Raw genomic sequence first — 22720 nt, forward strand, 5'->3', positions numbered from 1 at the left:
GTCGTCAATCCCCGATGACGGCCACCGCCGCCTCGATCGCGCGCAGCACGGTCGTGTCGTGCGCCGAGCGCGGGCCCGGGACGTAGCGGGCGCCGCTCAGGCCGCCGCCCTCCCAGCGGCCGGGCCCGGAGCGCTCGTAGCGCTCCCAGTCGACGGGGCTGCCGTAGTCGTAGCCGACGCTGATCCCCGTGAACGGCGCCATCCCGAACAGCAGCGGCACCTCGGCGATGCTCCCGGCCGGCTCCCCGTCGACGGTCACGGCGAGGCGGCAGCGCAGTCCGGGCAGTTCGGTCACGTCCAGACGGATGCGGCGGCGTCCCGGTCGCAGCGGCGCGGACGGGCACCGGTGCATCGCGCCGTAGGCGTTGTAGGCGAGGTGCAGGCCCTCGTCGTCGACGAAGATCGTGTACCCGCCGCCCTGATCGCCGTGCGCGAGGAGCACGCCGCGCGAGGCGGCGGTCACGGTGACGTCGATCTCGACGTGGAACGAGCGCAGCACCGTCAGCCGCGCCGACCGGTAGCGTTCCAGCGGCGGACGGAACGCGGGCACGACGACGGGCTCGGACAGTGCGCCCTCCGACGCGGGGCGCACGCTGTAGAGCGTGCCGTCGTCGTCGAGGGGGAACACGGTGTTGCGCCAGGCCTCGTCGCGCCAGCGCTGCGCCAGGCGACGGACGACGTGCGGGTGGTCGCCGGCGATGTCGCGCGTCTCCGTGGGATCGCGGTCGAGGTCGTACAGCTCCCAGACGCCGCCCGCGGCGCCCTCGGCGCGCGTCGGTGCGGCCGGCGCGACCGCTTTGAGCCCGGTGTCGTACAGCGCGCGGCGACCGACGCACTCGAAGTACTGGCGCTGCCGACCGGCGGCATCGGCGTCGTACAGCGTCGCCGCGAACGACGATCCGTCGATCTCGACCGTCGGTGCGCCCTGACGGTGCGCGAGTGCGGGCGTGCCGGTCAGCTGCAGGACGGTGGGCGCCAGGTCCGACACGAACACGAACTGCCGACGGATGCCGGTGGTCGCCCCCTCGGGGGCATGGGGCCACGACAGGATCAGCGGGGCGTGGACGCCGCCTTCGTACGTCGACGACTTGAACGCCCGAAACGGCGTGTTCGAGACCCGGGCCCAGCCCGCGGGGTACTGGCTGAACAGGCGGGGGCCGCCGATCAGATCGGGATCCCGCGGCACGTCGCGCACCCAGTCGGGCGGCAGAGCGAGGTCGGCGCCGAACTGTGCGAAGTAGCTGCGGGTGCCGTGCGGGCCGCCCTCCGCGGTGCCGCCGTTGTCGCTCGTGACGATGATGATCGTGTCCTCGCGCTCGCCGAGCTCCTCCAGCCGTGCCACGAGCCGTCCGACGCTCTGATCGATCTCGTCGACCGCCGCCGCGTACACCTCCATGTGGCGCGCGAACAGCGCCCGGTCCTCGGCCGTCAGCTCCTCCCACGCGGGGATGCCCGCGGCATCCGGCAGGTCGTCGCCGGGCAGTGCGGCGTCGGCGCCGACGATCCCCTCGGCGCGCTGGCGGGCGAACCGCTCCTCGCGCACGCGCTGCCAGCCGGCCTCGTAGCGGCCGCGGTACTTCTCGATGTCGACCGCCTTGGCCTGGATCGGCCCGTGCACCGACGTGTGGGCGAAGTAGAGGAAGAACGGCTTGGTCGCGTCGTTGGCGCGCAGATCGTCGATCATCCCGAGGGCGCGGTCGGTGAGGTCGTCGGTGAGGAAGTAGCCCTCCGGGAAGGCGGGGACGTCGACGGGCGAGTTGTCCGCCACCAGGCGATGCGGGTGGTGCAGCGACGTGAAGCCGTCCATGCTGCCGAAGTACCGGTCGAAGCCGCGCTGGAGCGGCCACGACGACTTGTCCGCGCCGTCGTGCAGACGCGACTCCACCGTCAGGTGCCACTTGCCGACCATGAACGTCGCGTAGCCGCCCGCCCGGAGGGACTCGGCGAGCGTCGCGGCATCCGCCGGCAGCTCGCCCGCGAATCCCGGATAGCCCGGATCGATGTGGGCGACGTAGCCGAAGCCGGCCCGGTGCGGGCTGAGCCCCGTCAGCAGCGCGGCGCGCGACGGTGAGCACATGGGGGCGGTGTGGTAGTTCGTGAACACCCAGCCGTCCCGTGCCAGTCGGTCGATGTGCGGGGTGTCGATCTCGCTGCCGAACGGTCCCAGATCGCTGAAGCCGAGGTCGTCGATGAGCATGACGATCACGTTCGGCGCCCCGGTGCGCGCCGACGCCGGAGCGTTCCACGACGGGGTCGACTGCGACGTGAACTCCGCGGCCCGGCCGCGGAAGCGTTCGTACCCGCGGGCGTGCGCGGTCATTCAGCGCGCCCCGCGGATGAGAGCGAGGATCTCTCCGCGCAGCTCGGCGAACGCCGGCTGGGCGCGGGTGGAGATCTGGTCCCGCGGTTCGGGGAAGCGCACCTCGAGGATCCGGGAGACCGTGGCGGGCTTGCTGCCCAGGACGATGACGCGGTCGGAGAGGTAGACGGCCTCGTCGATGTCGTGGGTCACGACGACGATCGTCATCCCGAACTCGTCGCGGATCCGCAGGCACAGATCCTCCAGCTCGAACCGGGTCTGGGCGTCGACCGAGGCGAAGGGCTCGTCCATCACGAGCACCTCCGGACGGTAGGCGACCGCGCGGGCGATGGCGACGCGCTGCTGCATGCCGCCCGAGAGCTGCCACGGGTACTTGTCCTCGGCGCCCGACAGGCCCACCGCGCGCACGGCCGCGGCGATACGCGCGGCCCGTTCGGCCCGCGACAGGCCCAGGTGCGCGAGCGGCATGGCGATGTTGCGCGTCACCGTCAGCCAGGGCATGAGCGAGCGGGTGTACTCCTGGAACACGAGCGCCATCTCGCGCGGAGGGCCGTCGATCTCGGCGCCGTCGACGAAGGCGGCGCCCGAGCTCGGATGCTGCAGGCCGGCCAGACACGTCAGCAGCGTCGTCTTGCCGACTCCCGAGGGGCCGACGATGCAGGCGATCTCGCCCGCGCCGACGTCGAAGCTCAGATCGTCGATGACGAGGACCTCGCCCCGCTTGGTCGGGTACGACTTCGAGAGGCTCCGGACGGACAGACGCGCGGTGTCGGCGCGGCGGGAGCCGGCGTTGAGGGTGTTCACAGTTCTCTTCCCATCTGCTGAGCGGCGATGTACCAGCGCAGGACGCCCCTGCGCAGGAGGCCGAAGAGCGCGGAGGTGGCGTATCCGATGACGCCGAGCAGGAGGATGCCGGCCCACATGTCGGCGATGGCGAACGACTGCTGGGCCAGCAGCGTCGCGGCGCCGAGCCCGCTCGACGAGCCGAGCATCTCGCTCGCGATCATGACGATGAAGGCGGTGACGAGGCTGACCTGCATCCCGGAGAGGATGCGGGGGCTCGCCGCCGGCAGGGTGACCAGCGCGACGCGCGTGGGCAGCGGCATTCGGTAGGCGCGCACGACCATCTTCAGCACCGGGTCCACCGCGCGCACGCCGTCGATCGTGGCGATCAGCGTGGGGAACAGGGCGGCCAGGGTGATGGACACGATGCGGGTCTCGTTACCGAAGCCAATCAGTGACACGAAGATCGGCACGAGCGCCACGGGCGGGATCGCGCGGAAGAAGTGCAGGACCGGATCGACGAACCAGGAGACCGGGCGGACGAGCCCGAACACCGTGCCGAGCACGATGCCGAGCACCGAGGCCAGCGCGAACGACAGGAACAGGTTGCCGAGGGAGGATCCGACGTCCAGCCAGAACCGGGGCGCGGCGGACATCTCCACGAGGCGGCGGAGGATGGTCTGCAGCGGCGGGAAGAACGCGTTCGTGGAGGATGCCGAGGCCACCCACCACGCCGCGACGAGCAGGATCGGGACGGCGGCTTCGACCGCGACCAGGATGCCGCGCGGCACGCGGCGGGCCCGGGTGCGTCGCAGGCGCGCCGTGCTGATGTGCCCGGTGGGCACCGAGGCCGCCATCAGCGCGCCCCCTCGCGGTATTGCGGGTGCCAGTGCAGGAGCCGGCGTTCGGCCCACTGGCTGACCCCGGCGACGACGAGGCCCAGTGCACCGAGGATCAGCACATAGGCGAACAACGCCGTCCGGCTGCCGGAGAGCTGCGCGAGCAGCAGGCTCTGGCCGAGCCCCGGACCGCCGCCGAGGAGGCCCGCGACCACCGCGACGATCAGCGCGGTCGGCGCGGCGACCCGCATCGCGGTGCCCACGTAGGGCAGGGCGCTGGGCAGCACGACCCGCACGAGGATCTCGCCGCGACCCATGCCGTAGGAGCGCGACGTCGCCAGGGCGACGGGATCGGTGTCGAACACACCCGCCGAGGTCTGCATCGCGATCGCGAAGACGCAGCCGAAGAAGACGAGGAAGATCCCCATGCTCGCCGTGGGGCCGAGCACCAGCACCACGACCGGCAGGATCACGATCGGCGGGATCGGCTTGAGGAACTCGAGCGGCACGCGGGTGGCGTGCAGCGCGAGCGGCGAGGTGCCGATGCCGATGCCGACGGCGATGCCGACGACCGCGGCCAGGGCCAGCCCCCCGAGGGCCATCGCCAGGGTGCTGGCGACGGCCGACCAGAGATCGGCCGTCCCCAGCAGCCCCACGGCCGCGGCGATCGTGTCCGTGGCGGGCGGCAGCGGCGACCCGGCGAGCGGCCCGACGGCGGCGTACTGCCACGCGCCGAGGGCGGTGATCACGCCCGCCGCGCCGACGGCGGCCTGCTTGGCGAGGGTGCTCATCACGGTGCGGGGACGATGACGCCCGACAGCGAGACCGGCGCGGGAAGGAAGCCGAGGGTGACGAGCGTGTCGTCGACGCGCTGGATGTCGGCCTCGCGCACCTCGGTGGGCCAGTACGGCACGGTCGCGTCGGCGACGGACACGGACGACTTCACGGCGTCGATGCCGGCCTGGACCGCTTCTTCGGGGTGCTCGTTCGCGTAGGCGTTCGCCTTGGCGATCGCGCGCTGGAAGGCTGCGATCGCGTCGGCCTTGCCCGACACGGTGGACGCGCCCGCCGTCCACAGTCCGACGGCGCCCGCGCGGAAGAACTGGATGCCGGGGGAGGCCACCAGGTGCGCCCCCGCGGCCGCGGCCTGGTCGGTGAACGGCGTCACGAGTCCCGCGGCATCCACACTGCCCGCCGCGAGCGCCGCCGCGGCCGAGGTGAAGTCGAGCACGACCCAGTTGATCGACGCGGGATCGACCCCCGCATCCTCGAGGGCCGCCGAGATCGTGACCTCCAGCTGCGCCTTGCGGGCCGGGACGGCGATGGTCTTGCCGGCCAGCTGGTCGAGGCTCGTGATGCCGCTCTGCGCGCTCGCGTAGAGCCCGCTGTCGTCGAGGCTGGCGGCGTCCGCTTCGTCGGCGGCGCCGTCGCGGTAACCGTCCGCGGCGGCGACGATCTTGAGCGGAACGCCCTGGCTGAGGGCGTTGAGCACCGGGATGCTCGGGGCGTAGGCGAGGTCGACCTGCCCGCCCTGCGCGGCGGCGAGACCGGCCGGAGGATTCGCGACGACCGAGGTCTCGATCTCCAGACCCTCCTCGGCGAAGAAGCCCTTCTCGACCCCGAGGTGGAGGGCGCCGTCGGCGAGCAGGCCGATCGTGGCGACCTTCAGCGTGGTGGACGCGCCTCCTCCGGAGGTCGCGCCGGTGTCGGCGGGGGAGGAGCCGCAGGCGCTCAGGGCGATCGCGAGCGCGGCGGCGGTGGTGGCGGCGAGGAGCGTGCGGCCGCGGCGGGAGAGCAAGGTCATGGGGATCTCCTTCGAGGGTGCGGATGGTGCGGGTCGGGCGTCGGCATCGCGAGGATGCGTCGTGACGGCGGACAGCGGTGGGGACGAGGCTTCCTTGCTTTCGTCACCATGTGGTGACTAAAAGCTAGTCCCGATTCTGTCGGGGTGGTATTACGTTCGGGTAACGGTTTGTAACCAATTGGAGACGAAAAAGCGGGCGCCGTAGGATGCGGGGAGAACGGAGGGCTTCTGTGCCGAAGATCGTCGATCATGACCAGCGTCGCGAGCTCATCGTCGATGCGACGTGGCGTCTCATCGAGCGGGGCGGATTCGAACGCGCCACCATGCGGGAGATCGCGGCGGAGGCGGGCTTCGCCCACGGGGCCCTGCAGCGGTACTTCCCGAACAAGGAGAGCCTCCTGGCCGCGGCCTTCGTCCGCGCGCACACCCGCACGAACGAGCGTTCCCGGGAGGCGCTCGCCCGTCAGCGCGGGCTGACGGCCCTGCGCACCCTGTGTCACGAGATCATGCCGCTCGGTGTCGAGCGCACCCTCGAGGCGCGCGTGGTCGTCGCCTTCTGGGATCGCGCCGTGCAGGACGAGGAGCTCTGGGACGCGCACCGCGCGAACGCGCTGGCCTGGCGACGGCAGATGGCCGCCTCGCTCGCCGAGGCCCGTGAGGACGGGGAGATCCGTGACGACGTCGACATCGACGTCGTCATCGACCAGATCACGAGCTTCAACGCCGGCCTGCAGATCATGTGCCTGCTCATGCCCGACACCACCACGCCCGAGCGCCAGGTCGCGGCGCTGGACGATCTGCTGGACGGCCTGCGTCCGCACCGGGCGGTGCCTCAGCCCTCGTAGACGACCCGTCCACCGACCATCGTCAGATCCGTGCGCAGGTCGGCGAGCGCGCCGATCTCCTCATCCGGGGGCCATTCGCCGGAGAGCACCACCAGATCCGCCGCGAACCCCGGCGCCAGCCGCCCCTTCCAGCTCTCGGCACCGTCCAGTCGCGCCGCGTTCACGGTCATCATGGCCAGCGCGTCCATCCCGGTGACCGCCTCCGGATCGCCCGCGCGGCGGGCGCCGTCGATCTGGGTGCGCTCGACGGCGGCGATGATCGCCGGGCGCCAGTCGGGATCCACGACGGGGGCGTCCGAGGACAGCGTGACGGCGACGCCGGCCCGCAGGGCGCTCGCCAGCGGCTGGCGCTGCTCCTGGCGCTCCCGCCCGAACAGCCGATGGCCGAGATGGCACACCGCCGTGGAGATGACGGGGTTGGCCGTCCACCCGATCCCGGCGGCGGCGAGCGCGTCCATCCCGTCCGCCGGGAGGAAGTCGCCGTGGATCAGGTACGGACGGGTCGCCCTCGTCGCCGGGCGGTTCGCGAGGCTCGACACGACGGCATCCGACGCGGCGTCTCCCGTGGCGTGCACACCCGCCTGCAGTCCCGCCTCGGCGATGACGCCCAGGATGTCGTCGAGCTCGCGCAGGCGGGCCTGGTCCGTGTCGCCCGCGACGGCCAGGCGGCCCCGCGTGTGCGGGTCGCCGTACGGCTCCCGGTGCCAGGCGGTTGCGCTGCGGGGGATGCCGTCGGCGAAGACCTTCACCCCGGCGATGCGCAGGCGACGCTCCTCTCCCGCGGCGAGGCGCGGTGCGCCGGCGATCCCCTCGCGGACCGTGCGCGCGGTCTCGCCGCCCGTACCGGAGAAGAGCAGCAGCACCTGGGTGCGGACGGTGAGCCGGTCCTGCGCGGACAGCCGCCGCAGCGCCTCCAGCGCCTCGTAGGAGGCCGACCCGTCGAACAGCGTCGCGTGACCCGGCCCGATCGCCGGGTCGGTGACCGACGTGATGCCGAGCCGTGCGAGATCCTGCAGCGCCGTCCGCAGCACCGCGGTCAGGGCATCGCGTCCGATGACGGGCAGGGCGGAGAGCACCAGTCTGGTGGCGGCGTCGGAGAAGACGCCGGTCGGGGTGTCGTCGGCCGCGCGGGAGACGGCACCGCCGTCGGGGGTGGGCGTGCGCGCATCGATTCCGCACCGCTCGAGTGCGGCCGAGCCGACGAGCAGTTCGTGACCGGTCGCGTCGAAGAGCACCGCGGGCGTGCCGGACAGCGCGTTCGCCGCCAGGGCCGCGTCGACGTCCGTGCGGGTCGGTGCACGGCCCATGCGCGCGCTGTCCCAGCCGCGCGCCCGGATCCAGCCGTCCGGACCGATCGCGTCGCGCGTGAGCACCTCGGACAGCCCGCTCCACGATCCGATGCGCTCGGGCGACGCGTCGCGCAGGCCGTGGCGTCCCATCGCGTAACAGGCGAGGTGGAGGTGGGTGTCGTTGAGTCCGGGGACGACCGTGCGCCCGTCCAGTTCGATCACCCGCGTGCCGGGACCGATCATCTCGCGGGCCGCCGCGCCGAGCGCGCAGACGACCCCGTCGCGGATCGCGACGGCATCCGCGACGCGACCGGTCCGGCCCGGTGCCCACCCGTCCAGCGTGAGCACCGTCCCGCCGCGCAGGACGACGTCGGCCGTCATGTCGTTCACCGACCGCAGGTGCAGTCTTCGCCGCGGCCGCAGCCGCCGTCTCCGGTCGTCGCCGTGCCGACCGCGTGCGCCTGACTCGACTCCGGCACGTCCATCGCCGGATTGACGTCGAGGAACCCGTACGGCTTGAACCAGAACCCGGCGTAGTCCACCGGCATGATGGGCCAGTCCTCGGGGCGCGGGATGTGGGTGAGGCCGAACGTGTGCCAGAGCACCAGGTCGGTGCCGTCGATCGAGCGGTCGTCGGCCGTGTAGGCCGGAAGACCCGCGCCGCCCTGATGGGCGTTCGGGTACCGGCCGGCCGGCCACCGCTCGTCGCGGTCGTAGGCGCTCGCCCACAGGTGTCTCGTCGCGAACGCGGCGCGCGCGGCCACCGAGGAGGCGGGGTCGGCCATCAGCAGCGCCGTCGGCTGGGGGATGAGGTGGTACGCGGTCGGTTTGCCGACGTAGTTCGTCCGGGATGCCGAGCGCACCTCCCAGACGCGCGCGACCGAGGTGTCGGCGAGGCGCTGCGCCTCCCGCTCGGTGCGCAGCGGCGTCTCGGTCCAGGTGAACGCGTTGCCGAAGGGGTTGTCCGCTCCCATGGGGATGCGCGCCGCGTCGATCTCGACCAGACGGTTGTCGACGCCGTCGACGGCCACGTCGAGCCGCGCCGAGAACAGGTGCTGGTGGACGGGCGCGAAGACGCCCGGGGCGATCTCGGCCGCGTGCGGATTGGTCGAGCCCGGGATGCCGGCGCCGACGAAGACGATGCCCGTCGCCTTCGCCTCCACCTGGATCGAGCCGTCGAGGTAGAAGTACCAGAAGAACCCGTAGTCGTAGTTGCCGATCGTCGAGAAGTACGACACGACCAGCCGGCGGGAGCGGCGCACGTGCGCGCCGATGGGACCGGGCTCGGTGTGCTTCCAGAGCACGCCGTAGTCCTCCTCGTGCATGCACACGACGTTCGGGATCTGCACCGCGTGGCCGTGGTCGTCGGCGACGTAGCCGTCGAAGTAGCGGATGACCCCGAGGCAGTCGCAGCCGAGCTCGAGGTGGTTCGCGTTCTTGCCGAGCAGGTACTCGCCGGCGTCGAAGTAGCTGATCCAGAAACGCGTCGGCGTCGTGTCGCCGTAGGGGACCACCATCTCCGGCACGCTCGCCCGCGCGAGGACGGGGCGGTCGTCGAAGCGCACATCGTGCAGGACGAGACCTTCGCGGGCGTTGAAGTCGACGCGCAGCGTCCAGTTCTCCCACTGCACGTGGTGGCCGTCCACGTGGAAGCTCGGCCCCTCCGGCTGGACGATCTCGATCGGCTTCAGGCTCCGGCGTGCGGGGCCCACGGCATCCGGGGTGTAGTTGCCGCTGCCGGCGGGAACGGGGATGTCGCCGTCGTCCTCGATGCCGATCACCTCGTCGCTCACGAGGTCGACGTGCACGATCAGGCCTTCGACGGGGTGGGCCCAGGGGCTGTCGTCCTCGCTGTCGCGCAGGAACGTGAGCGAGCGGATCACGCGGCGCCCGACCTCGTTCGCCCGTCCGACGAAACCGGGGGCGAGCGGGCCGCAGAACGCGAGCTCCATGCGGTCGGCGAGACCGCGCCGGGTCATCGCGGCACGCCATTCGGGGGAGGCCTTGACGATCTCCGCGGCGCGCTCGTACTCCTCGAAGAGATACTGCGGCTGACCGTACGGCGCCGCCGACGGGTCGTGCGCGCGCTGCGAGACGACCGCGCCGCGGGTGATCGAGACGATCGCCTCCGTGACCGCGCCCGTCGCGGCATCCAGCAGTGTGACGTCCACCCGCCGATCGATCTCGTCGCCGGGCGACCACGCAGCCAGCTCCGCCCGGTCGTACTCGTCGGGCAGCAGCATCGGCACGCGCACCGTCTCGGTGAGCAGTCCGGCGTCGACCAGGATCTCGCGGGCGCGCTCGATCTCGGCGGCGGTGAGCGGGTCGAGCGGATGGCGCGGCGTCGCATCGGCGACCCGGATCGGGATCAGGTCCGGGTTGCCGCCCGCGGCGTCGTGGTGTTCGTGGTGGGACATGGCGGTCTCCTCGATCGTCCTCACTCCAGTGTGCGGCGTCGGCGCCGGTCGGTCTTGACGCGGTGCGCAGACTCCGTGACCGTCGATGCGCACCGTGTCGGCGGAGCGGGGCAGGATGAGCACATGCACCCGCACCCGCTGCGCGCCGCTCGACTGGCCGCGCACGCCCTGCCCGCCGCGCAGCCCGACCCCGCCGCCGCCGCGCGGCGGCTGGCGGCGACCCAGGCCCAGGAGTTCTGGGCGGGACGCTGGGCCCTCGGCATCCGCACGGCCGGCTCGCCGACGCTCGCCGACGTCGACGACGCGTTCGCGCGCGGCGCGCTCGTGCGTTCCTGGACGCAGCGGGGGACGCTCCACATCGTCGCCGCCGAAGACCTCGCGTGGATCCTGTCCGTCACCCGCGAGCGCCAGCAGCGCCAGTCCGCGGCGATGCACCGCCGCCTCGGCATCGACGCCGACGTGATCGACCGCGCCGAGCGGGCCGCGCGCGCCGCGCTGGCGGGCGGCAACCGGCTGACCCGCGCCGAGTTCGCCGACCTGGTCTCCGCGTCCGGCGGCGACGTCAGCGCCTCGCGCGGCAACCACCTGCTGTCCGCGCTCGCCGTCCGCGGGGTCGTGGTGCTCGGGCCCGTCGTCCCGCGCGCGGGCGCGCCCACGCGCGAGCAGTACCTCGTCGCGGCCGAGGACTGGCTCCCGGATGCTGCGCCCCCGGCCGATCCGCTCGCGGAGCTCCTCGTGCGCTACCTGGCCGGGCACGGCCCCGCCGGTCGCGCCGACTTCGGCTGGTGGGCGGGTCTGCCCATCGGCCTGGCGCGTGCGGCGCGGGAGGGGGCGGGGGAGCGGGTGGTCGAGCTCGACGACGATCTTCTCGACGCGGCGCACCGTCCGCCGTCCCCGTCGTCCGTGCCGCCGCCGCCCGGCGCCGCGCTGGCGCTTCCCCCGTTCGACGAGTACTACCTGTCGTACGCCGACCGCTCGCTCGTCTGCCCGCCGGGCCACCTGGCCGCCGTGGGGCCCACGCTGAACGGCCTGGTGCGCCCCGTCCTCGTCGTCGACGGCGAGGTCGTCGGCACCTGGCGTCACTCGACGGCCGTCGGCCGCCACCATCTCGACCCCGTGCCCGAGCCGTTCGCCGACGGGGTGGACGCGGCATCCGTCGACGACGCGCTCGCGCGGTTCGCGCGCTTCCTGCGCGCCTGAGCGGCGCCCGACGCTAGGCGAAGAGGCCGGCGCCCACGTACGAGCCCGCGACGGCTCCCGGAGGAACGGCCCAGAGGCCGGAGCCGATGTGGCGGATGTACTCGTTGAGCAGGTCCGTCGACAGCGCTCGCTGCAGCGTGACGAACTGCTCGGGTGAGCGCTGGTACGCGAGGAAGAACAGGCCCGCGTCGAGCCGGCCGAGCTCGGTGTTGCCGTCGACGTAGTTGTACCCGCGCCGCAGGATGCGGATGCCGCCGTTGAGGTCGGGGTGCGCGAGCCGCACGTGGCTGCGCGCGTCGATCGCCGGCCGGCCGGTCGCGCCGACCGCGGAGAAGTCCGGAGCGCTCTGCTCCTCGCCGCCCGACAGGGGAGCGCCGTGGGCCTTGTCCCGACCGGTGATGCGCTCCTGCTCGCTCAGCCGCACGCGATCCCAGGTCTCGATGAGCATGGCGATCTTGCGCGCCACCAGGTAGGAGCCGCCCGTCAGCCAGGCGGGCCCGTCGCCGTCGCCGACCCACACATGGGCGTCGAGGGCGGCCTGGTCGTCGGCGAGGATGTTGGCGGTGCCGTCCTTGAACCCGAAGAGGTTCCGCGGCGTCGCCTGGTCGGCGGTCGTCTTCGAGGTCTTGCCGAACCCCAGCTGCGACCAGCGCAGCCGGGCGCGGCCGAAGGCGATGCGGCTGAGGTTGCGGATCGCGTGCACCGCCACCTGCGGATCGTCCGCGCACGCCTGGATGCAGAGGTCGCCGCCCGTGTGGTCGGGGGAGAGGTCCTCGCCGAGGAACGGCGGCAGCGTCGTCAGCAGGGCCGGCGCGCGGTCGGCGATGCCGTAGCGGTCGGTGCCGTCCGCGGCGGTGAACAGCGTCGGGCCGAAGCCGAACGTGATCGTGAGCCCGTTCGCGGCGAGCCCCAGCGCCTCGCCGGTGTCGTCCGGCGGCGCTTCGGGGGAGCCTCCGACGGCCCCGCTCGCCGAGACGTCGAGCCCCTGGGTCATCCGGGATGCCGCGTACGACCAGTCCTGCAGCAGCTCGATGAGGTCCGCGCGCGTGGTGCGGTCCATCATGTCGAACGAGGCGAAGTGCAGGTGGTCCTGCACGGGCGTCGTGATGCCCGCCTGGTGCGCGCCGTAGAACGCGTAGGGCGAGGCGGTGCCGGCCGCGCCGCGCGCCCGGCCGACCGCGACACCGGCGGCGGCGCCCGCCCCGGCGCCGACGGCGAGACCGGCGGCGCCGACGCCCGCGGCGAGGCCCAGGAGGCCCCGACGGCTCAGGCCTGTGCGCGGCGACGCGGCGTCGTCGGGGAGCTCCCCGCTCACTGAAGGATGGCGGACGTGAGCTTGGACAGCGGCTCCGCCAGCGCGTTGATGAGATCGGTGAGCTGACGCTTGTCGCTCTCGCTGAGCTCGCGGTAGTTCACGAAGCCGGCGCTGAGCGAGCCGTGCGTCGCGAGCGCCGCCTCGAGGTCGGCGTATCCGGCCTCGATCCGCCCCGCGAGCTGCGTGCCCTCGTCGCCGGAGGAGACGGCGAAGTCCTTGACGAGCGAGAACGCCATCTTCGAGCCTTCGACGTTGGCCGCGAAGTCGGCGAGGTCGGTGCCGCTCCACCAGTCCTCCTCGCCGCTGATCTTGCCCGTCGCGACCTCGTCGAGCAGGGCGATCGCCCCGTTGGAGATGCCGGCGACACCCTGCTCGTCCAGTGCCGTCTGGAAGGCGTCGGAGTGCACGTACGCGTTCAGCTCGGCGACGTCGGCGATCAGCTTGTCGCCGTGAGTCGCGCGCTCGGCGGCGGTGGACGGAGCCCAGTCCTTCCACGCGGACGTGGCGCCGTCGGAGTTGAGCGCGTCCTGCGCCGGCACCCAGAGGTCCTTCTCGATGCGGTGGAAGCCCGTCCACTCGAGACCCTCCGCGACGGCATCCACCTCGCGGTAGTCGATGCGCGGGTCGAGGTCGCCGAGCGATTCCGCGACCGGCTCGATGCGCTCGTAGAACGCGCGCGTGCTCGCGAACAGCGACCGCGCCTTCTCGTCGTCGCCCGCGACGTAGGCCGCCACGAATGCGTCGACGGCGGGCACGAGCTGCTCGACCTGGTCCTTCACGAACGCCGCGTAGAGACCGACGGCCTTCTGCTTCTGCTCCGCGTCGTCACCGGCCGCCGTCACGGCGTCGCCCGTGACCGAGAAGCCGGCCCGGCCGACGCCCTCGCCCACCATCCCCGGCTTGCAGAGCGTGAAGTAGTCCCCCGGCTGCGCGACGAGCGTCAGGGTGCGCGACGCGCCGGGCGCGATGTTCTCGACCTCTCCCACGATGCGCAGCCCGTCGTCGGCGAGCAGGTAGAACTCCGTCACCTGCGAGCTCGCGTTGCTCACCGAGAACGTCAGGGTCCCGCTCGTCGCGGTCGCCGTGGACACCTCGCACGACGTGTCGGTCGAGGTGACGGTGAGTGCGTCGGAGGCCGTGACGTCGCTCTTCGCGACGCAGCCGGCCAGCACGAGGGAGACGGCGCCGAGTGCGGCGACGGCGCCCCAGGTACGCATGCGGGTCATGATGCTCCTTGGTGGTGCGGAACGGGCGGGATCACGGGGGATGCCGCGGAACGGGCGGGTCGGCGGCGCAGGCCGCGGACGAAGAGGGTGCCGACGACGGCGAGGTAGAGGACCCAGGCGACGACCTGCAGCCAGGACATCTGCGGCATGAAGCCGACGGTCGCCTGGAGCAGGACGGCGAGCGGGCCGCTCGGCGTGATGGCCGCGCTGACGTCGAACGCCCAGCCGAAGGGGAAGGCCGACAGGCCGACGGCGACGTTGCCGGCCGCGTCGACCGGGGCGAGGGCGGAGAACGGCCCGGGAAGGGCGCCCGCCTCCTGCAGATCGTGGACTGCGTAGGCGAGCACCCCGGCGGCGACGATGACGAGGAACGCCCCCGTCCAGCCGAAGAACACGCGCAGGTCGAGCCGCACCATGCCGCGCGCGAGCAGCCACCCCAGCAGCACGGCGACCGCGAGTCCGAGCAGGGCGCCCGCGAGCGCCGTCGGGGTGTCGCCGAAGGACTGCACCATCGACCACAGCAGGAGGGTCGTCTCGATGCCCTCGCGCGCGACCGACACGAACCCGATCAGCACGATGCCCCACAGCCCGCCCGTGGCGAGCGCGCGGTCGATGCCGCCCTCCAGCGTGGCCTTCATGGTGCGCGCGGTGCGCTGCATCCAGAAGATCATCCAGGTGACCATCCCGACGGCGACCAGCGAGAGCAGGCCGCCGATCAGCTCCTGCGCCGTGAAGGTCAGGGCGTACGCGCCGAAGGTGAGGACGGCGCCGATGCCGACGGCGAGGGCGATGGCCAGCCCGACGCCGATCCACAGTCGCGGCAGCACGTCGCGTCGGCCGATACGGCCCAGGTAGGCGACGAGGATGCCGACGACCAGCGCGGCTTCGAGGCCCTCGCGGAGGCCGATGAGGAAGGTGGCGAGCACAGATGCTTCTTCGGGTGAGGAGAAGAGAGGCCGGTGCCCGCTGCCCCATCGCAGTCCCACCGGGCCCCCGTTGACGGAGGAGCCGGTGAGGTTAGGCGAACCTCACAAGATGCGAGGGTACACCGCCCGCGCGGCGACGCTCAACCCGCGCCCGTCGCGCGGCCGAGCCTCAGCCCTGCGCGTGCCGGTCGAGGAAGGCGTACACCTCTCCGTCGTCGACGCCGGGGAAGGCTCCCCGCGGCAGCGGCGAGAACATCTGCATGTGCACCCGCGCGCTCGGCCAGGCGCGGCCGGCCCAGCGCTCGGTGAGCGCGGCATCCGGCCGGCGGCAGCACGACTCGTCGGGGCACGTGGAGCTCGCGCGCTTCTGCGTCTCGCGTCCGCGGAACCAGCGGGCGTCGTCGAACGGGACGCCCACGGTGATCGAATACTCGCCGTCGGCCGTGCGGCCCGTCTGGCTCGAGCACCAGAACGTCCCCGCCGGGGTGTCGGTGTACTGGTAGTGCTCGACGGTGCGGTTCTGCTCCGCGAAGGCGGACCGCGCGGCGAAGCGGCGGCAGACGACCTGGCCCTCGACCGACCCCGTGACATCCAGCGGCAGCGGCAGCCCGTCGTTCTCGTACGCGCGGCTGATCGCCCCCGACCCGTCGACGCGCAGGAAGTGCAGGCGGATGCCGATGTGCTGCGTCAGAAGGTTCGTCAGCCGCATCCCGGCCGCCTCGTGGGTGACGCCGAACGCGTCGCGGAAGTCTTCGACGGCGAGGTTGCGGTCCTTCTTGGCCTGGGCCAGGAAGGCGACCGAGGCCGTCTCGGGCATCAGGCAGCAGGCCGCGAAGTAGTTGATCTCGAGCCGCTGCTGCAGGAAGTCGGCGTAGTCGGTGGGCGGCGTGTGCCCCAGGAGGCGGTGCGCCATCGCCTGGAGCGCCATCGAGCGCAGTCCGTGGCCGCCGGGGATCGAGGCGGGCGGCAGGTAGATGCGTCCGTTCTCGAGATCGGTCACCGAGCGCGCCGAATGCGGCAGGTCGTCGACGTAGATGAGCTCGAAGCCCAGCTGGGAGGCCATGATGCTCACCGTGCGGTGGGTCAGGGCCCCCGTGACGTGGCCGGCCGCCTTCAGCTGCTTCTCCGCGAGCTTCTCGACATCGGGCAGGTAGTTGTCCTTCGCCCGCATGCGCAGGCGCAGCTCGGTGTTGGCGCGGCGCGCCTCCTCGGGCGTCGCGATGGCGGCACGCTCGCGACGCTGCAGTTCGCGGTGCAGGCCGAGCACCGACTCGATCGTCTCGTCGGTGGTCGCCTTCGTCACCCGGATCGACGGGATGCCGAGGGCCCGGAACACCGGCGAGGCCTGAGCGCGTTCCAGTTCCAGCTCGAGGGCCGCCCGGCGGTTCGGCGGCTCCGGGGAGAGCAGATCGGTGACGTCGGTGCCGGTCGCGCCGGCGATCGCCTGCAGCAGCGAGAGCTTGGGCTCGCGCTTGCCGTTCTCGATCAGGCTGAGCTGGCTGCCGGCGACACCGACCAGGCCGCCCAGCTCGTCGAGGGTCAGGCCGTGCGAGACGCGCTGGTGACGGATGCGGTGTCCGAGGGTCGACAGCTCGAGGGGGGTGGGCGCCATTCCTTGAGCATAGCGAAAGAAAAGCGATTCTTGACGCCGAGGTGGCTGATAATCGGGCGCATTCAGCCCGCACAGTGGAAGGGACGCACCAGACATCCGCTGCCACGCCGAAGGAGCTGACATGGCCATCGCCGACCTGTTCACCCGCCCCACCGCCGTTCTTCCCGCGGGCGGGAGCGCACCCGCTGCGCCCGCCCGGTTCGGACGGCGCCCCACGGCCGCCGGCGCGGGTCTCGAGGAGCTCTTCGCCTGGGTCGACGAGATCGCCGCTCTCACGCAACCGGCCCGCATCCACTGGGTCGACGGCTCGCGCGCCGAGAACGAGGCGCTGCTGCGCGAGCAGGTGGAGGAGGGCAAGCTCATCAAGCTCAACCCCGAGTGGCGCCCCGGCTCGTACCTCGCCCGCTCGCACCCGAGCGACGTCGCCCGCACCGAGGCGCGCACCTTCATCGCGTCGGCGCGGGAGGAGGATGCCGGCCCCACGAACAACTGGGTCGCCCCGGAGGAGATCCGCGCGACGATCACGCCGCTGTTCGAGGGATCGATGCGCGGGCGCACGATGTACGTCGTCCCCTTCTCGATGGGAGCCGTCGGCGGGCCGCTCTCGCACATCGGCGTCCAGATCACCGACAGCGCCTACGCGGTCACCTCGATCGGGATCATGACCCGCGTCGGCACCGCCGTGCTGGAGCAGATCGCCGACGGCAAGCCGTGGGTGAAGACGGTCCACTCGGTCGGAGCCCCGCTGGCCCCGGGCCAGCAGGACGTGCCGTGGCCGTGCAACGACGAGAAGTACATCGTGCACTTCCCCGACACGCTCGAGGTGTGGTCGTTCGGCTCCGGCTACGGCGGGAACGCGATCCTGGCCAAGAAGTGCTTCGCCCTGCGCATCGCCTCCGTCATCGGACGCGACGAGGGCTGGCTCGCCGAGCACATGCTCCTCATCCGCGTCATCAGCCCGGAGGGGCGCAGCTTCCACCTCGCGGCGGCCTTCCCCTCGGCGTGCGGCAAGACGAACCTCGCGATGCTGCGTCCGACCATCCCGGGCTGGCGCGTGGAGACCCTGGGCGACGACATCGCGTGGCTGCGCCCCGGCGAGGACGGCCGGCTCTGGGCGATCAACCCCGAGGCGGGCTTCTTCGGGGTCGCGCCCGGCACGGGACAGTCGACGAACGTCGCGGCCGTGGAGACGCTCTGGGGCAACACGATCTTCACGAACGTCGCGCTGCGCCCCGACGGCGACGTGTGGTGGGAGGGCCTCACCGACGAGGTGCCGGACGAGCTCACCGACTGGGAGGGCAACCCCTGGACGCCCGCATCCGGGCGGCCCGCGGCGCACCCGAACTCGCGCTTCACGGTGAGCGCGGGTCAGTGCCCGCAGATCGCTCCCGACTGGGAGGCCCCCGAGGGCGTGCCGCTGGACGGCATCCTCTTCGGCGGACGCCGGGCCACCAACGTGCCGCTGGTGGTCGAGGCCACCGACTGGACGCACGGCGTCTTCCTCGGCTCCAACATCTCCTCCGAGCGCACCGCCGCCGCCGAGGGGACCGTCGGCGAGCTGCGCCGCGATCCCTTCGCGATGCTGCCGTTCTGCGGCTACAACATGGCGGACTACTTCGGCCACTGGCTCGCGGTCGGCCAGCAGCTGCGGTTCGACCGCGCGCCGCGCATCTTCCAGGTGAACTGGTTCCGCAAGGGCGACGACGGCCGCTTCCTCTGGCCCGGCTTCGGCGACAACGCGCGCGTCATCGACTGGATCATCCGCCGCATCGAGGGCCGGGTGTCCGCCGTGGACAGCCCCATCGGGCGGCTGCCGCTCACGGACGACCTCAACCTCGCCGGCATCGAGGTGCCGCAGCGCGATCTGGACGCCCTCTTCGAGATCGACCGCGACCTGTGGCTGCAGGAGACCGACCTCACCGAGGAGTTCTACCGCACCTTCGAGGGCCGCGTCCCGGCCGCGCTCTACGCCGAGCTCGCGGCCCTGCGCTACCGCCTCCGGCGGGAGGCGTGAGCGGGCTCAGCCGGGGGTGATCCGGCTGACGCGCACCGTGACCCGGGCATCGGGGTCGCCGATCGCGTCGCGAACGCGTGCGGCGACCTCGCGGGACACCTCGGCGACGCGCCCCCCGGTCACGCCGATGCTCACCGTCGCCTCGACGGCGTCGGCACGACGCACGACGACGCTGTAGGCGCCGTCCGGCGCGACGGTCGCCCGCCACAGGCGTGCGGGCAGGGGCGCGGCGTAGTACAGCTCCGCGACGCCGGCGACGGCGCGCGCGGCGGCATCCACGGTCGCCGCCAGGTCGGAAGGGCGCAGGCCGTCCGCCGCGGGGATCGACAGGTCGCTCATCGCTCGTCCTCCCGCACCCGCAGCGAGTCGACGACCACGTCGATCTCGCCCACCGTCCACTCGGCGTACTCCTCCAGCGCGTGCCGCACGCGCGTGCGCACCCGGTCGGCGACGCCCGGCAGCCCGTCGCCGCGCAGGACGACGGCGTGCAGCACGCTGATCGTCATCCTCACGTCGACCCGCGCGGCGGTGTCGACGTCCACGTCGACGCGCTCCACGAGCACGCCCTCCACGTCGTCTCCCGCGTCGCGGACGAGTCCGCGCACCGCGCCCTCGGTGACGACGATGCGAACGGGCTCGTCGTCGATCAGCGGCAGGTCGCGTCCGGCCCGCGACTCGCGAGCCACCTCGCCGAGGATCTGCTGGAACCATGACTCCGACACGTCGGTGCGGGCGTCGTGCTCGACCAGCTCGCGCGACAGCGCCCCGAGCCGATCCATCGAGTCGAGGACGGCGCGGCACTGCGGATCGCCCTCGATGGCGGCGATCGCCGGGGTGCGCCCACGGTCGTGGTACGCGGCGAGCTCCTCGAGGGTGTGGCCCGACTCTCCGATCTCCTCGCGTGTCATCTCGTTCACCTCCAGTCCTGCATGCGGTCGTAGATGGTCGCGCGTGCGCGCGCCAGGCGGCCGCGGACGGCCGTGGCCGAGACGCCGAGCTCGCGGGCGATCTCGTCGTAGCCGTACCCGCTGACCTCGCGCAACAGCCACACGGTGCGCTGCTCGACCGGCAGGTCGTCCAGCACGCGCCGCAGCGTGTCCAATTGAGAGGATGCCACGGCGGACTCGTCGGGCGTCGGCTGCAGCGCTTCGGGCTCGGCATCCTCGATGGGCGTCGAGGGGCGCGCCGAGCGCAGCCGGTCGGTGGCCTTGCGGGCCACGATCGTCGACAGCCAGGAGCGCACGCGTGCGGGCTCGCGCAGTTCGGGCAGTCGCCGCCAGGCGACGATGAGCGCCTCCTGCACGCAGTCGTCGGCGTCGGCGCGCGAGCCGAGCAGGCGCGTCGCGAAGCCGATCAGGTACCCGCTGTGGCGACGCACGAGCACGGCGAAGGCGCGCTCGTCCCCGTCGGCGGCGCGCGCCGCGAGCACGCCGTCCTCGACGAGCGTCAGCGTCTCCACACGCGCTCCTTCCCCTGTGCTCCCTCGTGCCGCAGCGGCACGGTCCCCCCGGTCTACGACGACCGTGCCACGAACGCGGCGGCGCGCCAAGGGGTTGCGCGCGGCCTCCCGCAGCGTCTATGCGGACGGTGTCGGGGTCACGTCCGGCACCGGCGTCACCGCACTCAGCGAACTGCCAGGGAATCGACCGTGACGATCGGGCCGCGGCGCCCGTCACACTCGTGAACGCCCTCACCCGAGGGTGCGGAAAGGACACAGATCATGGCCACCACGACCACCCCCACCCCGAACGCCGCTCCCGTCGCCGGCGGCGGCAAGACCGTCATCGTCGACCCCGTGATCGCGAAGATCGCCGGCATCGCGGCATCCTCCGTCCCCGGCGTGCACGCCCTCGGCGGCGGCGCCGCCCGCGTGATCGGCAGCATCCGCGAGGCCGTCGGCGCGAAGGACCTCGGCCAGGGCGTGAACGTCGAGGTCGGCGAGAAGCAGGTCGCCGCCGACATCACGATCGTCGCCGAGTACCCCGAGCAGCTGCAGCGCGTGGCCTCCGACGTCCGCGCGGCCGTCGCCGACGCCATCACGGAGCTGGCCGGCATGGAGGTCACCGAGGTCAACGTGACCGTCGTGGACGTCCACATCCCGGGTGACGACGACGCGCCCGCCCCGGAGCGCGTCCAGTGACCGGCGCGAGCCCCACGGTGTGGGGCGCCGTCGCGGGCGCCGTCCTGGCCTTCGCCGTCCTGGCGTTCGGGTTCTGGGGCATGGTGCTCGTGGCGGTGCTCGCCGCCCTCGGCGGTCTCATCGGCGCCGCGGTGTCGGGTCGCATCGACCTGCGCGCGGCGATCGACGCGGCCCGCGGACGGCGGGTGGGCTGATCATGGATGCCGCACGGATCCCCGGTCGGGTCACCATCGCCACACGGGCCTACGAGCGCGTCGCGGCGGCGGTGCTCGCCGATGAGCTGGGGGTCCCCGCCCGCGCGGCCCGCGCGAGCGTGCGCGACGCGGGCGGGGCGCTCGCCCTGGATCTCACCAGCGGCATCCGCGGCGACGCCGAGCCCATCGCCACCGGCGCCGCATCGGCGCGCACCCGCACCGGCGAGCGCGTGACCGAGCTCACCGGTGCCCGCGTCGGCGAGATCCGACTGCGCATCACACATCTCGTGACCGAAGAAAGGAGCGGCTCGTGAACACGACACCGACGACGGCGGACGCCGTCCCGGCGGAACGTCCCGACCGCGTCGAGCGGGCCGCTGCGAAGCGTCTGCAGGGGCGCTCGCGCGCCGTCTGGGTGGCCGTCGCGCTGCTGGTCGCCGCCGCGGTCGCGGTCCTGCTCGCCGTGGAGGCGGTGCTCGCCGCGCTCGGGCAGCCGCCCGCGCTCGTCGCCCCGGACGCCATCGGCGCCGCGCTGACCGGCGGCGGGACGACGGGGACGATCGTCGCCGCGACCGCCGCGGTGTTCGGCCTCCTGTGCCTCTGGGGCGCACTCGCCCCCGGGCGCACGCACCGCCGGGCCCTCGCCGCCGGGCGGGTGCCCCTGGTCGTCGACGACGCCGTCATGGCGGGCGCCCTGTCCCGCACGGCCGGCAGCGCCGCGGCGGTGGCCGCCTCCCACGTGACCACCCGGCTCGGCGGTCGCCGCGCCCGGGTCTCGCTCACCCCGTCCACCGGCTTCCCGGTCGACCGTGAGCGGGTGTCGCGCGCGGCCGACGACCTGCTCACCGAACTCGGCGCCGCGCCGCGTCTGACGGCGCGGATCGACGTCGCCGCGGAAGGACGACTCTCATGACTCTCGGGGCCCGCGTCCTCAATCGCGCGATCCTGCTCCTGCTCGCACTCGTCGCCGGCGCGGTCGCCGTCACCGCCGCCTGGCCCGTCCTGGCGGGCGGGCAGCCGATGCCGCTGCTGGCACCGATCGCCGACGCCGTCCGCAGCACGGGGCTCGCTCCCCGGGCACAGGCCGGGATCGCCGCCGGCATCCTGGCCCTGGGCGTCGTGATCGCTCTCGCGATCGTCCTCACCCGTGGCGAGCGCCACGTGCGTGCGGCCGTCGACGACGGGAAGATCGCCATCGACGACGGCGTCGTCGCCGACCTGCTGCGGCGCTCGCTGGCCGACGTGCCCGATGTGCTGACGGTGTCGGCGGTCACCCTCCGTCGTCGTCGCGGCCGTCTCGTGCGCGTCCGCGTGCAGGTGCGCCCCCGCGCCGACCTGCCACTCGTCCAGCGTCGCGTGTCCGCCGCCGTGGCCGACACCGATCGGCGCCTGGGGCTCGCCCTCCCGCTGGTCGTCCAGCTCACGGGCGGGCTGCGGTCCGCCTTCGCCCACGAGCGCCGCGTCGCCTGACGCCGTCGAACGTCCCCGCCTGCCGGGGATCCCTGAGAAGAACACCCAGAACCACCACAGAGAAAGGAGACCCCCATGGGCCTCGCAGACGACATCAAGAACACCGCCGAGAACCTGACCGGCAAGGCCAAGGAGGCCATCGGCAACCTCACCGACAACGACAAGCTCGTCGCCGAGGGCAAGGCCGACCAGGTCAAGGCCCACGCGAAGGACGCGGCCGCCGACGTCAAGGACGCGGCGAAGGACGCGAAGGACGCGCTCGGCGGCAAGTGAGCCGACCGTGACACGCGAAGGGCCCGCCGGCGTCGGCGGGCCCTTCGTCGTGT

The 22720-nt window shown here is 72.9% G+C and carries 23 protein-coding genes; 9 read left to right on the forward strand and 14 right to left on the reverse strand.

What is annotated here, in order from left to right; genetic code table 11:
• Window positions 1–4: 4 nt before the first annotated feature.
• Genes MHO01S_RS06600 through MHO01S_RS06620 form a run of 5 tightly spaced genes read right to left on the reverse strand, consistent with a single transcriptional unit; the run spans window position 5 to window position 5746 of the window.
• Complete coding sequence (locus MHO01S_RS06600; protein WP_060960432.1) at window positions 5–2320, reverse strand: arylsulfatase; 2316 nt, start codon at window positions 2318–2320, stop codon at window positions 5–7.
• Complete coding sequence (locus MHO01S_RS06605; protein WP_060960433.1) at window positions 2321–3124, reverse strand: ABC transporter ATP-binding protein; 804 nt, start codon at window positions 3122–3124, stop codon at window positions 2321–2323.
• Entirely contained in the window at window positions 3121–3960 is an 840-nt protein-coding gene (locus MHO01S_RS06610; protein WP_082734232.1) for an ABC transporter permease, read from the reverse strand. The genes MHO01S_RS06605 and MHO01S_RS06610 overlap by 4 nt, the downstream gene beginning before the upstream one ends.
• Window positions 3960–4733: an ABC transporter permease gene (locus tag MHO01S_RS06615; protein ID WP_061782038.1), complete on the reverse strand. Its 774-nt coding sequence runs from the start codon at window positions 4731–4733 to the stop codon at window positions 3960–3962. Before MHO01S_RS06615 ends, MHO01S_RS06610 begins: the two co-directional genes overlap by 1 nt.
• Window positions 4733–5746 (reverse strand): ABC transporter substrate-binding protein, encoded by a 1014-nt coding sequence (locus MHO01S_RS06620; protein WP_060960434.1) that lies wholly within the window; start codon window positions 5744–5746, stop codon window positions 4733–4735. The genes MHO01S_RS06615 and MHO01S_RS06620 overlap by 1 nt, the downstream gene beginning before the upstream one ends.
• A gap of 230 nt (window positions 5747–5976) precedes the next feature.
• Here MHO01S_RS06620 and MHO01S_RS06625 point away from each other — a divergent pair, with 230 nt between their 5' ends.
• Window positions 5977–6591: a TetR/AcrR family transcriptional regulator gene (locus MHO01S_RS06625; protein WP_060960435.1), complete on the forward strand. Its 615-nt coding sequence runs from the start codon at window positions 5977–5979 to the stop codon at window positions 6589–6591.
• Here the strand turns inward: MHO01S_RS06625 and MHO01S_RS06630 are convergent.
• Together MHO01S_RS06630 and MHO01S_RS06635 are read right to left on the reverse strand one after the other, a co-directional pair.
• Window positions 6579–8261, reverse strand: a complete 1683-nt coding sequence (locus tag MHO01S_RS06630) for an amidohydrolase (protein ID WP_231735165.1) — start codon at window positions 8259–8261, stop codon at window positions 6579–6581. The two genes, MHO01S_RS06625 and MHO01S_RS06630, sit on opposite strands and share 13 nt — an antisense overlap.
• A 5-nt stretch (window positions 8262–8266) precedes the next feature.
• Complete coding sequence (locus MHO01S_RS06635) at window positions 8267–10297, reverse strand: primary-amine oxidase (protein WP_082734233.1); 2031 nt, start codon at window positions 10295–10297, stop codon at window positions 8267–8269.
• Between the two features lie 123 nt (window positions 10298–10420).
• Between MHO01S_RS06635 and MHO01S_RS06640 the strand changes: the two genes are divergently transcribed.
• Window positions 10421–11497, forward strand: coding sequence for a winged helix DNA-binding domain-containing protein (locus MHO01S_RS06640; protein WP_061782039.1), 1077 nt, complete (start codon window positions 10421–10423; stop codon window positions 11495–11497).
• 13 nt (window positions 11498–11510) lie between these two features.
• Here the strand turns inward: MHO01S_RS06640 and efeB are convergent, their stop codons facing one another.
• The 4 genes from efeB to MHO01S_RS06660 all read right to left on the reverse strand — a co-directional run bounded on the left by efeB (window position 11511) and on the right by MHO01S_RS06660 (window position 16576).
• The gene (efeB, locus tag MHO01S_RS06645; protein ID WP_061782040.1) at window positions 11511–12812 is read right to left on the reverse strand and encodes an iron uptake transporter deferrochelatase/peroxidase subunit; all 1302 of its coding nucleotides are present in this window, start codon (window positions 12810–12812) and stop codon (window positions 11511–11513) included.
• A complete protein-coding gene (gene efeO / locus MHO01S_RS06650) occupies window positions 12809–14038 on the reverse strand; it encodes an iron uptake system protein EfeO (protein ID WP_060961023.1) in 1230 nt (409 codons plus the stop codon). The genes efeB and efeO overlap by 4 nt, the downstream gene beginning before the upstream one ends.
• Complete coding sequence (efeU, locus tag MHO01S_RS06655; protein WP_061782041.1) at window positions 14035–14964, reverse strand: iron uptake transporter permease EfeU; 930 nt, start codon at window positions 14962–14964, stop codon at window positions 14035–14037. Before efeU ends, efeO begins: the two co-directional genes overlap by 4 nt.
• A 169-nt stretch (window positions 14965–15133) precedes the next feature.
• On the reverse strand, window positions 15134–16576 hold the full coding sequence (locus MHO01S_RS06660) for an XRE family transcriptional regulator (RefSeq protein WP_060961021.1): 1443 nt from the start codon (window positions 16574–16576) through the stop codon (window positions 15134–15136).
• A gap of 121 nt (window positions 16577–16697) precedes the next feature.
• Here MHO01S_RS06660 and MHO01S_RS06665 point away from each other — a divergent pair, with 121 nt between their 5' ends.
• Window positions 16698–18590 (forward strand): phosphoenolpyruvate carboxykinase (GTP), encoded by a 1893-nt coding sequence (locus tag MHO01S_RS06665; RefSeq protein WP_060961020.1) that lies wholly within the window; start codon window positions 16698–16700, stop codon window positions 18588–18590.
• 6 nt (window positions 18591–18596) lie between these two features.
• Here the strand turns inward: MHO01S_RS06665 and MHO01S_RS06670 are convergent, their stop codons facing one another.
• The 3 genes from MHO01S_RS06670 to MHO01S_RS06680 are packed head-to-tail and all read right to left on the reverse strand — an operon-like array spanning window position 18597 to window position 20049.
• Entirely contained in the window at window positions 18597–18929 is a 333-nt protein-coding gene (locus MHO01S_RS06670; RefSeq protein ID WP_060961019.1) for a hypothetical protein, read from the reverse strand.
• Complete coding sequence (locus MHO01S_RS06675) at window positions 18926–19498, reverse strand: Asp23/Gls24 family envelope stress response protein (RefSeq protein WP_061782042.1); 573 nt, start codon at window positions 19496–19498, stop codon at window positions 18926–18928. The genes MHO01S_RS06670 and MHO01S_RS06675 overlap by 4 nt, the downstream gene beginning before the upstream one ends.
• 5 nt (window positions 19499–19503) lie before the next feature.
• Window positions 19504–20049: an RNA polymerase sigma factor gene (locus MHO01S_RS06680; RefSeq protein WP_060961017.1), complete on the reverse strand. Its 546-nt coding sequence runs from the start codon at window positions 20047–20049 to the stop codon at window positions 19504–19506.
• Window positions 20050–20310: 261 nt separating this feature from the next.
• Here MHO01S_RS06680 and MHO01S_RS06685 point away from each other — a divergent pair, with 261 nt between their 5' ends.
• The 6 genes from MHO01S_RS06685 (at window position 20311) to MHO01S_RS06710 (ending at window position 22667) form a co-directional block, all read left to right on the forward strand.
• On the forward strand, window positions 20311–20730 hold the full coding sequence (locus MHO01S_RS06685) for an Asp23/Gls24 family envelope stress response protein (protein WP_060961016.1): 420 nt from the start codon (window positions 20311–20313) through the stop codon (window positions 20728–20730).
• Entirely contained in the window at window positions 20727–20924 is a 198-nt protein-coding gene (locus tag MHO01S_RS06690) for a DUF2273 domain-containing protein (RefSeq protein WP_060961015.1), read from the forward strand. The genes MHO01S_RS06685 and MHO01S_RS06690 overlap by 4 nt, the downstream gene beginning before the upstream one ends.
• A gap of 2 nt (window positions 20925–20926) precedes the next feature.
• Entirely contained in the window at window positions 20927–21238 is a 312-nt protein-coding gene (locus tag MHO01S_RS06695; protein WP_061782043.1) for a hypothetical protein, read from the forward strand.
• A complete protein-coding gene (locus tag MHO01S_RS06700; RefSeq protein WP_061782044.1) occupies window positions 21235–21837 on the forward strand; it encodes a DUF6286 domain-containing protein in 603 nt (200 codons plus the stop codon). The genes MHO01S_RS06695 and MHO01S_RS06700 overlap by 4 nt, the downstream gene beginning before the upstream one ends.
• Window positions 21834–22394, forward strand: coding sequence for a hypothetical protein (locus MHO01S_RS06705; RefSeq protein ID WP_061782045.1), 561 nt, complete (start codon window positions 21834–21836; stop codon window positions 22392–22394). Before MHO01S_RS06700 ends, MHO01S_RS06705 begins: the two co-directional genes overlap by 4 nt.
• A gap of 75 nt (window positions 22395–22469) precedes the next feature.
• Window positions 22470–22667: a CsbD family protein gene (locus MHO01S_RS06710; protein WP_036314858.1), complete on the forward strand. Its 198-nt coding sequence runs from the start codon at window positions 22470–22472 to the stop codon at window positions 22665–22667.
• The last annotated feature ends 53 nt before the right edge of the window (window positions 22668–22720 follow it).

It is taken from the genome of Microbacterium hominis NBRC 15708, assembly GCF_001592125.1.
Taxonomy (GTDB): domain Bacteria; phylum Actinomycetota; class Actinomycetes; order Actinomycetales; family Microbacteriaceae; genus Microbacterium; species Microbacterium hominis.

What these genes read in the sequence shown, in the direction of transcription:
- MHO01S_RS06600 (WP_060960432.1), bottom strand. Translation starts at nt 2,320, where the DNA reads ATGACCGCGCACGCCCGCGGGTACGAACGCTTCCGCGGCCGGGCCGCG.
- MHO01S_RS06610 (WP_082734232.1), bottom strand. Translation starts at nt 3,960, where the DNA reads ATGGCGGCCTCGGTGCCCACCGGGCACATCAGCACGGCGCGCCTGCGA.
- MHO01S_RS06615 (WP_061782038.1), bottom strand. Translation starts at nt 4,733, where the DNA reads ATGAGCACCCTCGCCAAGCAGGCCGCCGTCGGCGCGGCGGGCGTGATC.
- MHO01S_RS06620 (WP_060960434.1), bottom strand. Translation starts at nt 5,746, where the DNA reads ATGACCTTGCTCTCCCGCCGCGGCCGCACGCTCCTCGCCGCCACCACC.
- MHO01S_RS06630 (WP_231735165.1), bottom strand. Translation starts at nt 8,261, where the DNA reads ATGACGGCCGACGTCGTCCTGCGCGGCGGGACGGTGCTCACGCTGGAC.
- MHO01S_RS06635 (WP_082734233.1), bottom strand. Translation starts at nt 10,297, where the DNA reads ATGTCCCACCACGAACACCACGACGCCGCGGGCGGCAACCCGGACCTG.
- MHO01S_RS06640 (WP_061782039.1), top strand. Translation starts at nt 10,421, where the DNA reads ATGCACCCGCACCCGCTGCGCGCCGCTCGACTGGCCGCGCACGCCCTG.
- efeO (WP_060961023.1), bottom strand. Translation starts at nt 14,038, where the DNA reads ATGACCCGCATGCGTACCTGGGGCGCCGTCGCCGCACTCGGCGCCGTC.
- MHO01S_RS06660 (WP_060961021.1), bottom strand. Translation starts at nt 16,576, where the DNA reads ATGGCGCCCACCCCCCTCGAGCTGTCGACCCTCGGACACCGCATCCGT.
- MHO01S_RS06665 (WP_060961020.1), top strand. Translation starts at nt 16,698, where the DNA reads ATGGCCATCGCCGACCTGTTCACCCGCCCCACCGCCGTTCTTCCCGCG.
- MHO01S_RS06670 (WP_060961019.1), bottom strand. Translation starts at nt 18,929, where the DNA reads ATGAGCGACCTGTCGATCCCCGCGGCGGACGGCCTGCGCCCTTCCGAC.
- MHO01S_RS06675 (WP_061782042.1), bottom strand. Translation starts at nt 19,498, where the DNA reads ATGACACGCGAGGAGATCGGAGAGTCGGGCCACACCCTCGAGGAGCTC.
- MHO01S_RS06685 (WP_060961016.1), top strand. Translation starts at nt 20,311, where the DNA reads ATGGCCACCACGACCACCCCCACCCCGAACGCCGCTCCCGTCGCCGGC.
- MHO01S_RS06695 (WP_061782043.1), top strand. Translation starts at nt 20,927, where the DNA reads ATGGATGCCGCACGGATCCCCGGTCGGGTCACCATCGCCACACGGGCC.
- MHO01S_RS06705 (WP_061782045.1), top strand. Translation starts at nt 21,834, where the DNA reads ATGACTCTCGGGGCCCGCGTCCTCAATCGCGCGATCCTGCTCCTGCTC.
- MHO01S_RS06710 (WP_036314858.1), top strand. Translation starts at nt 22,470, where the DNA reads ATGGGCCTCGCAGACGACATCAAGAACACCGCCGAGAACCTGACCGGC.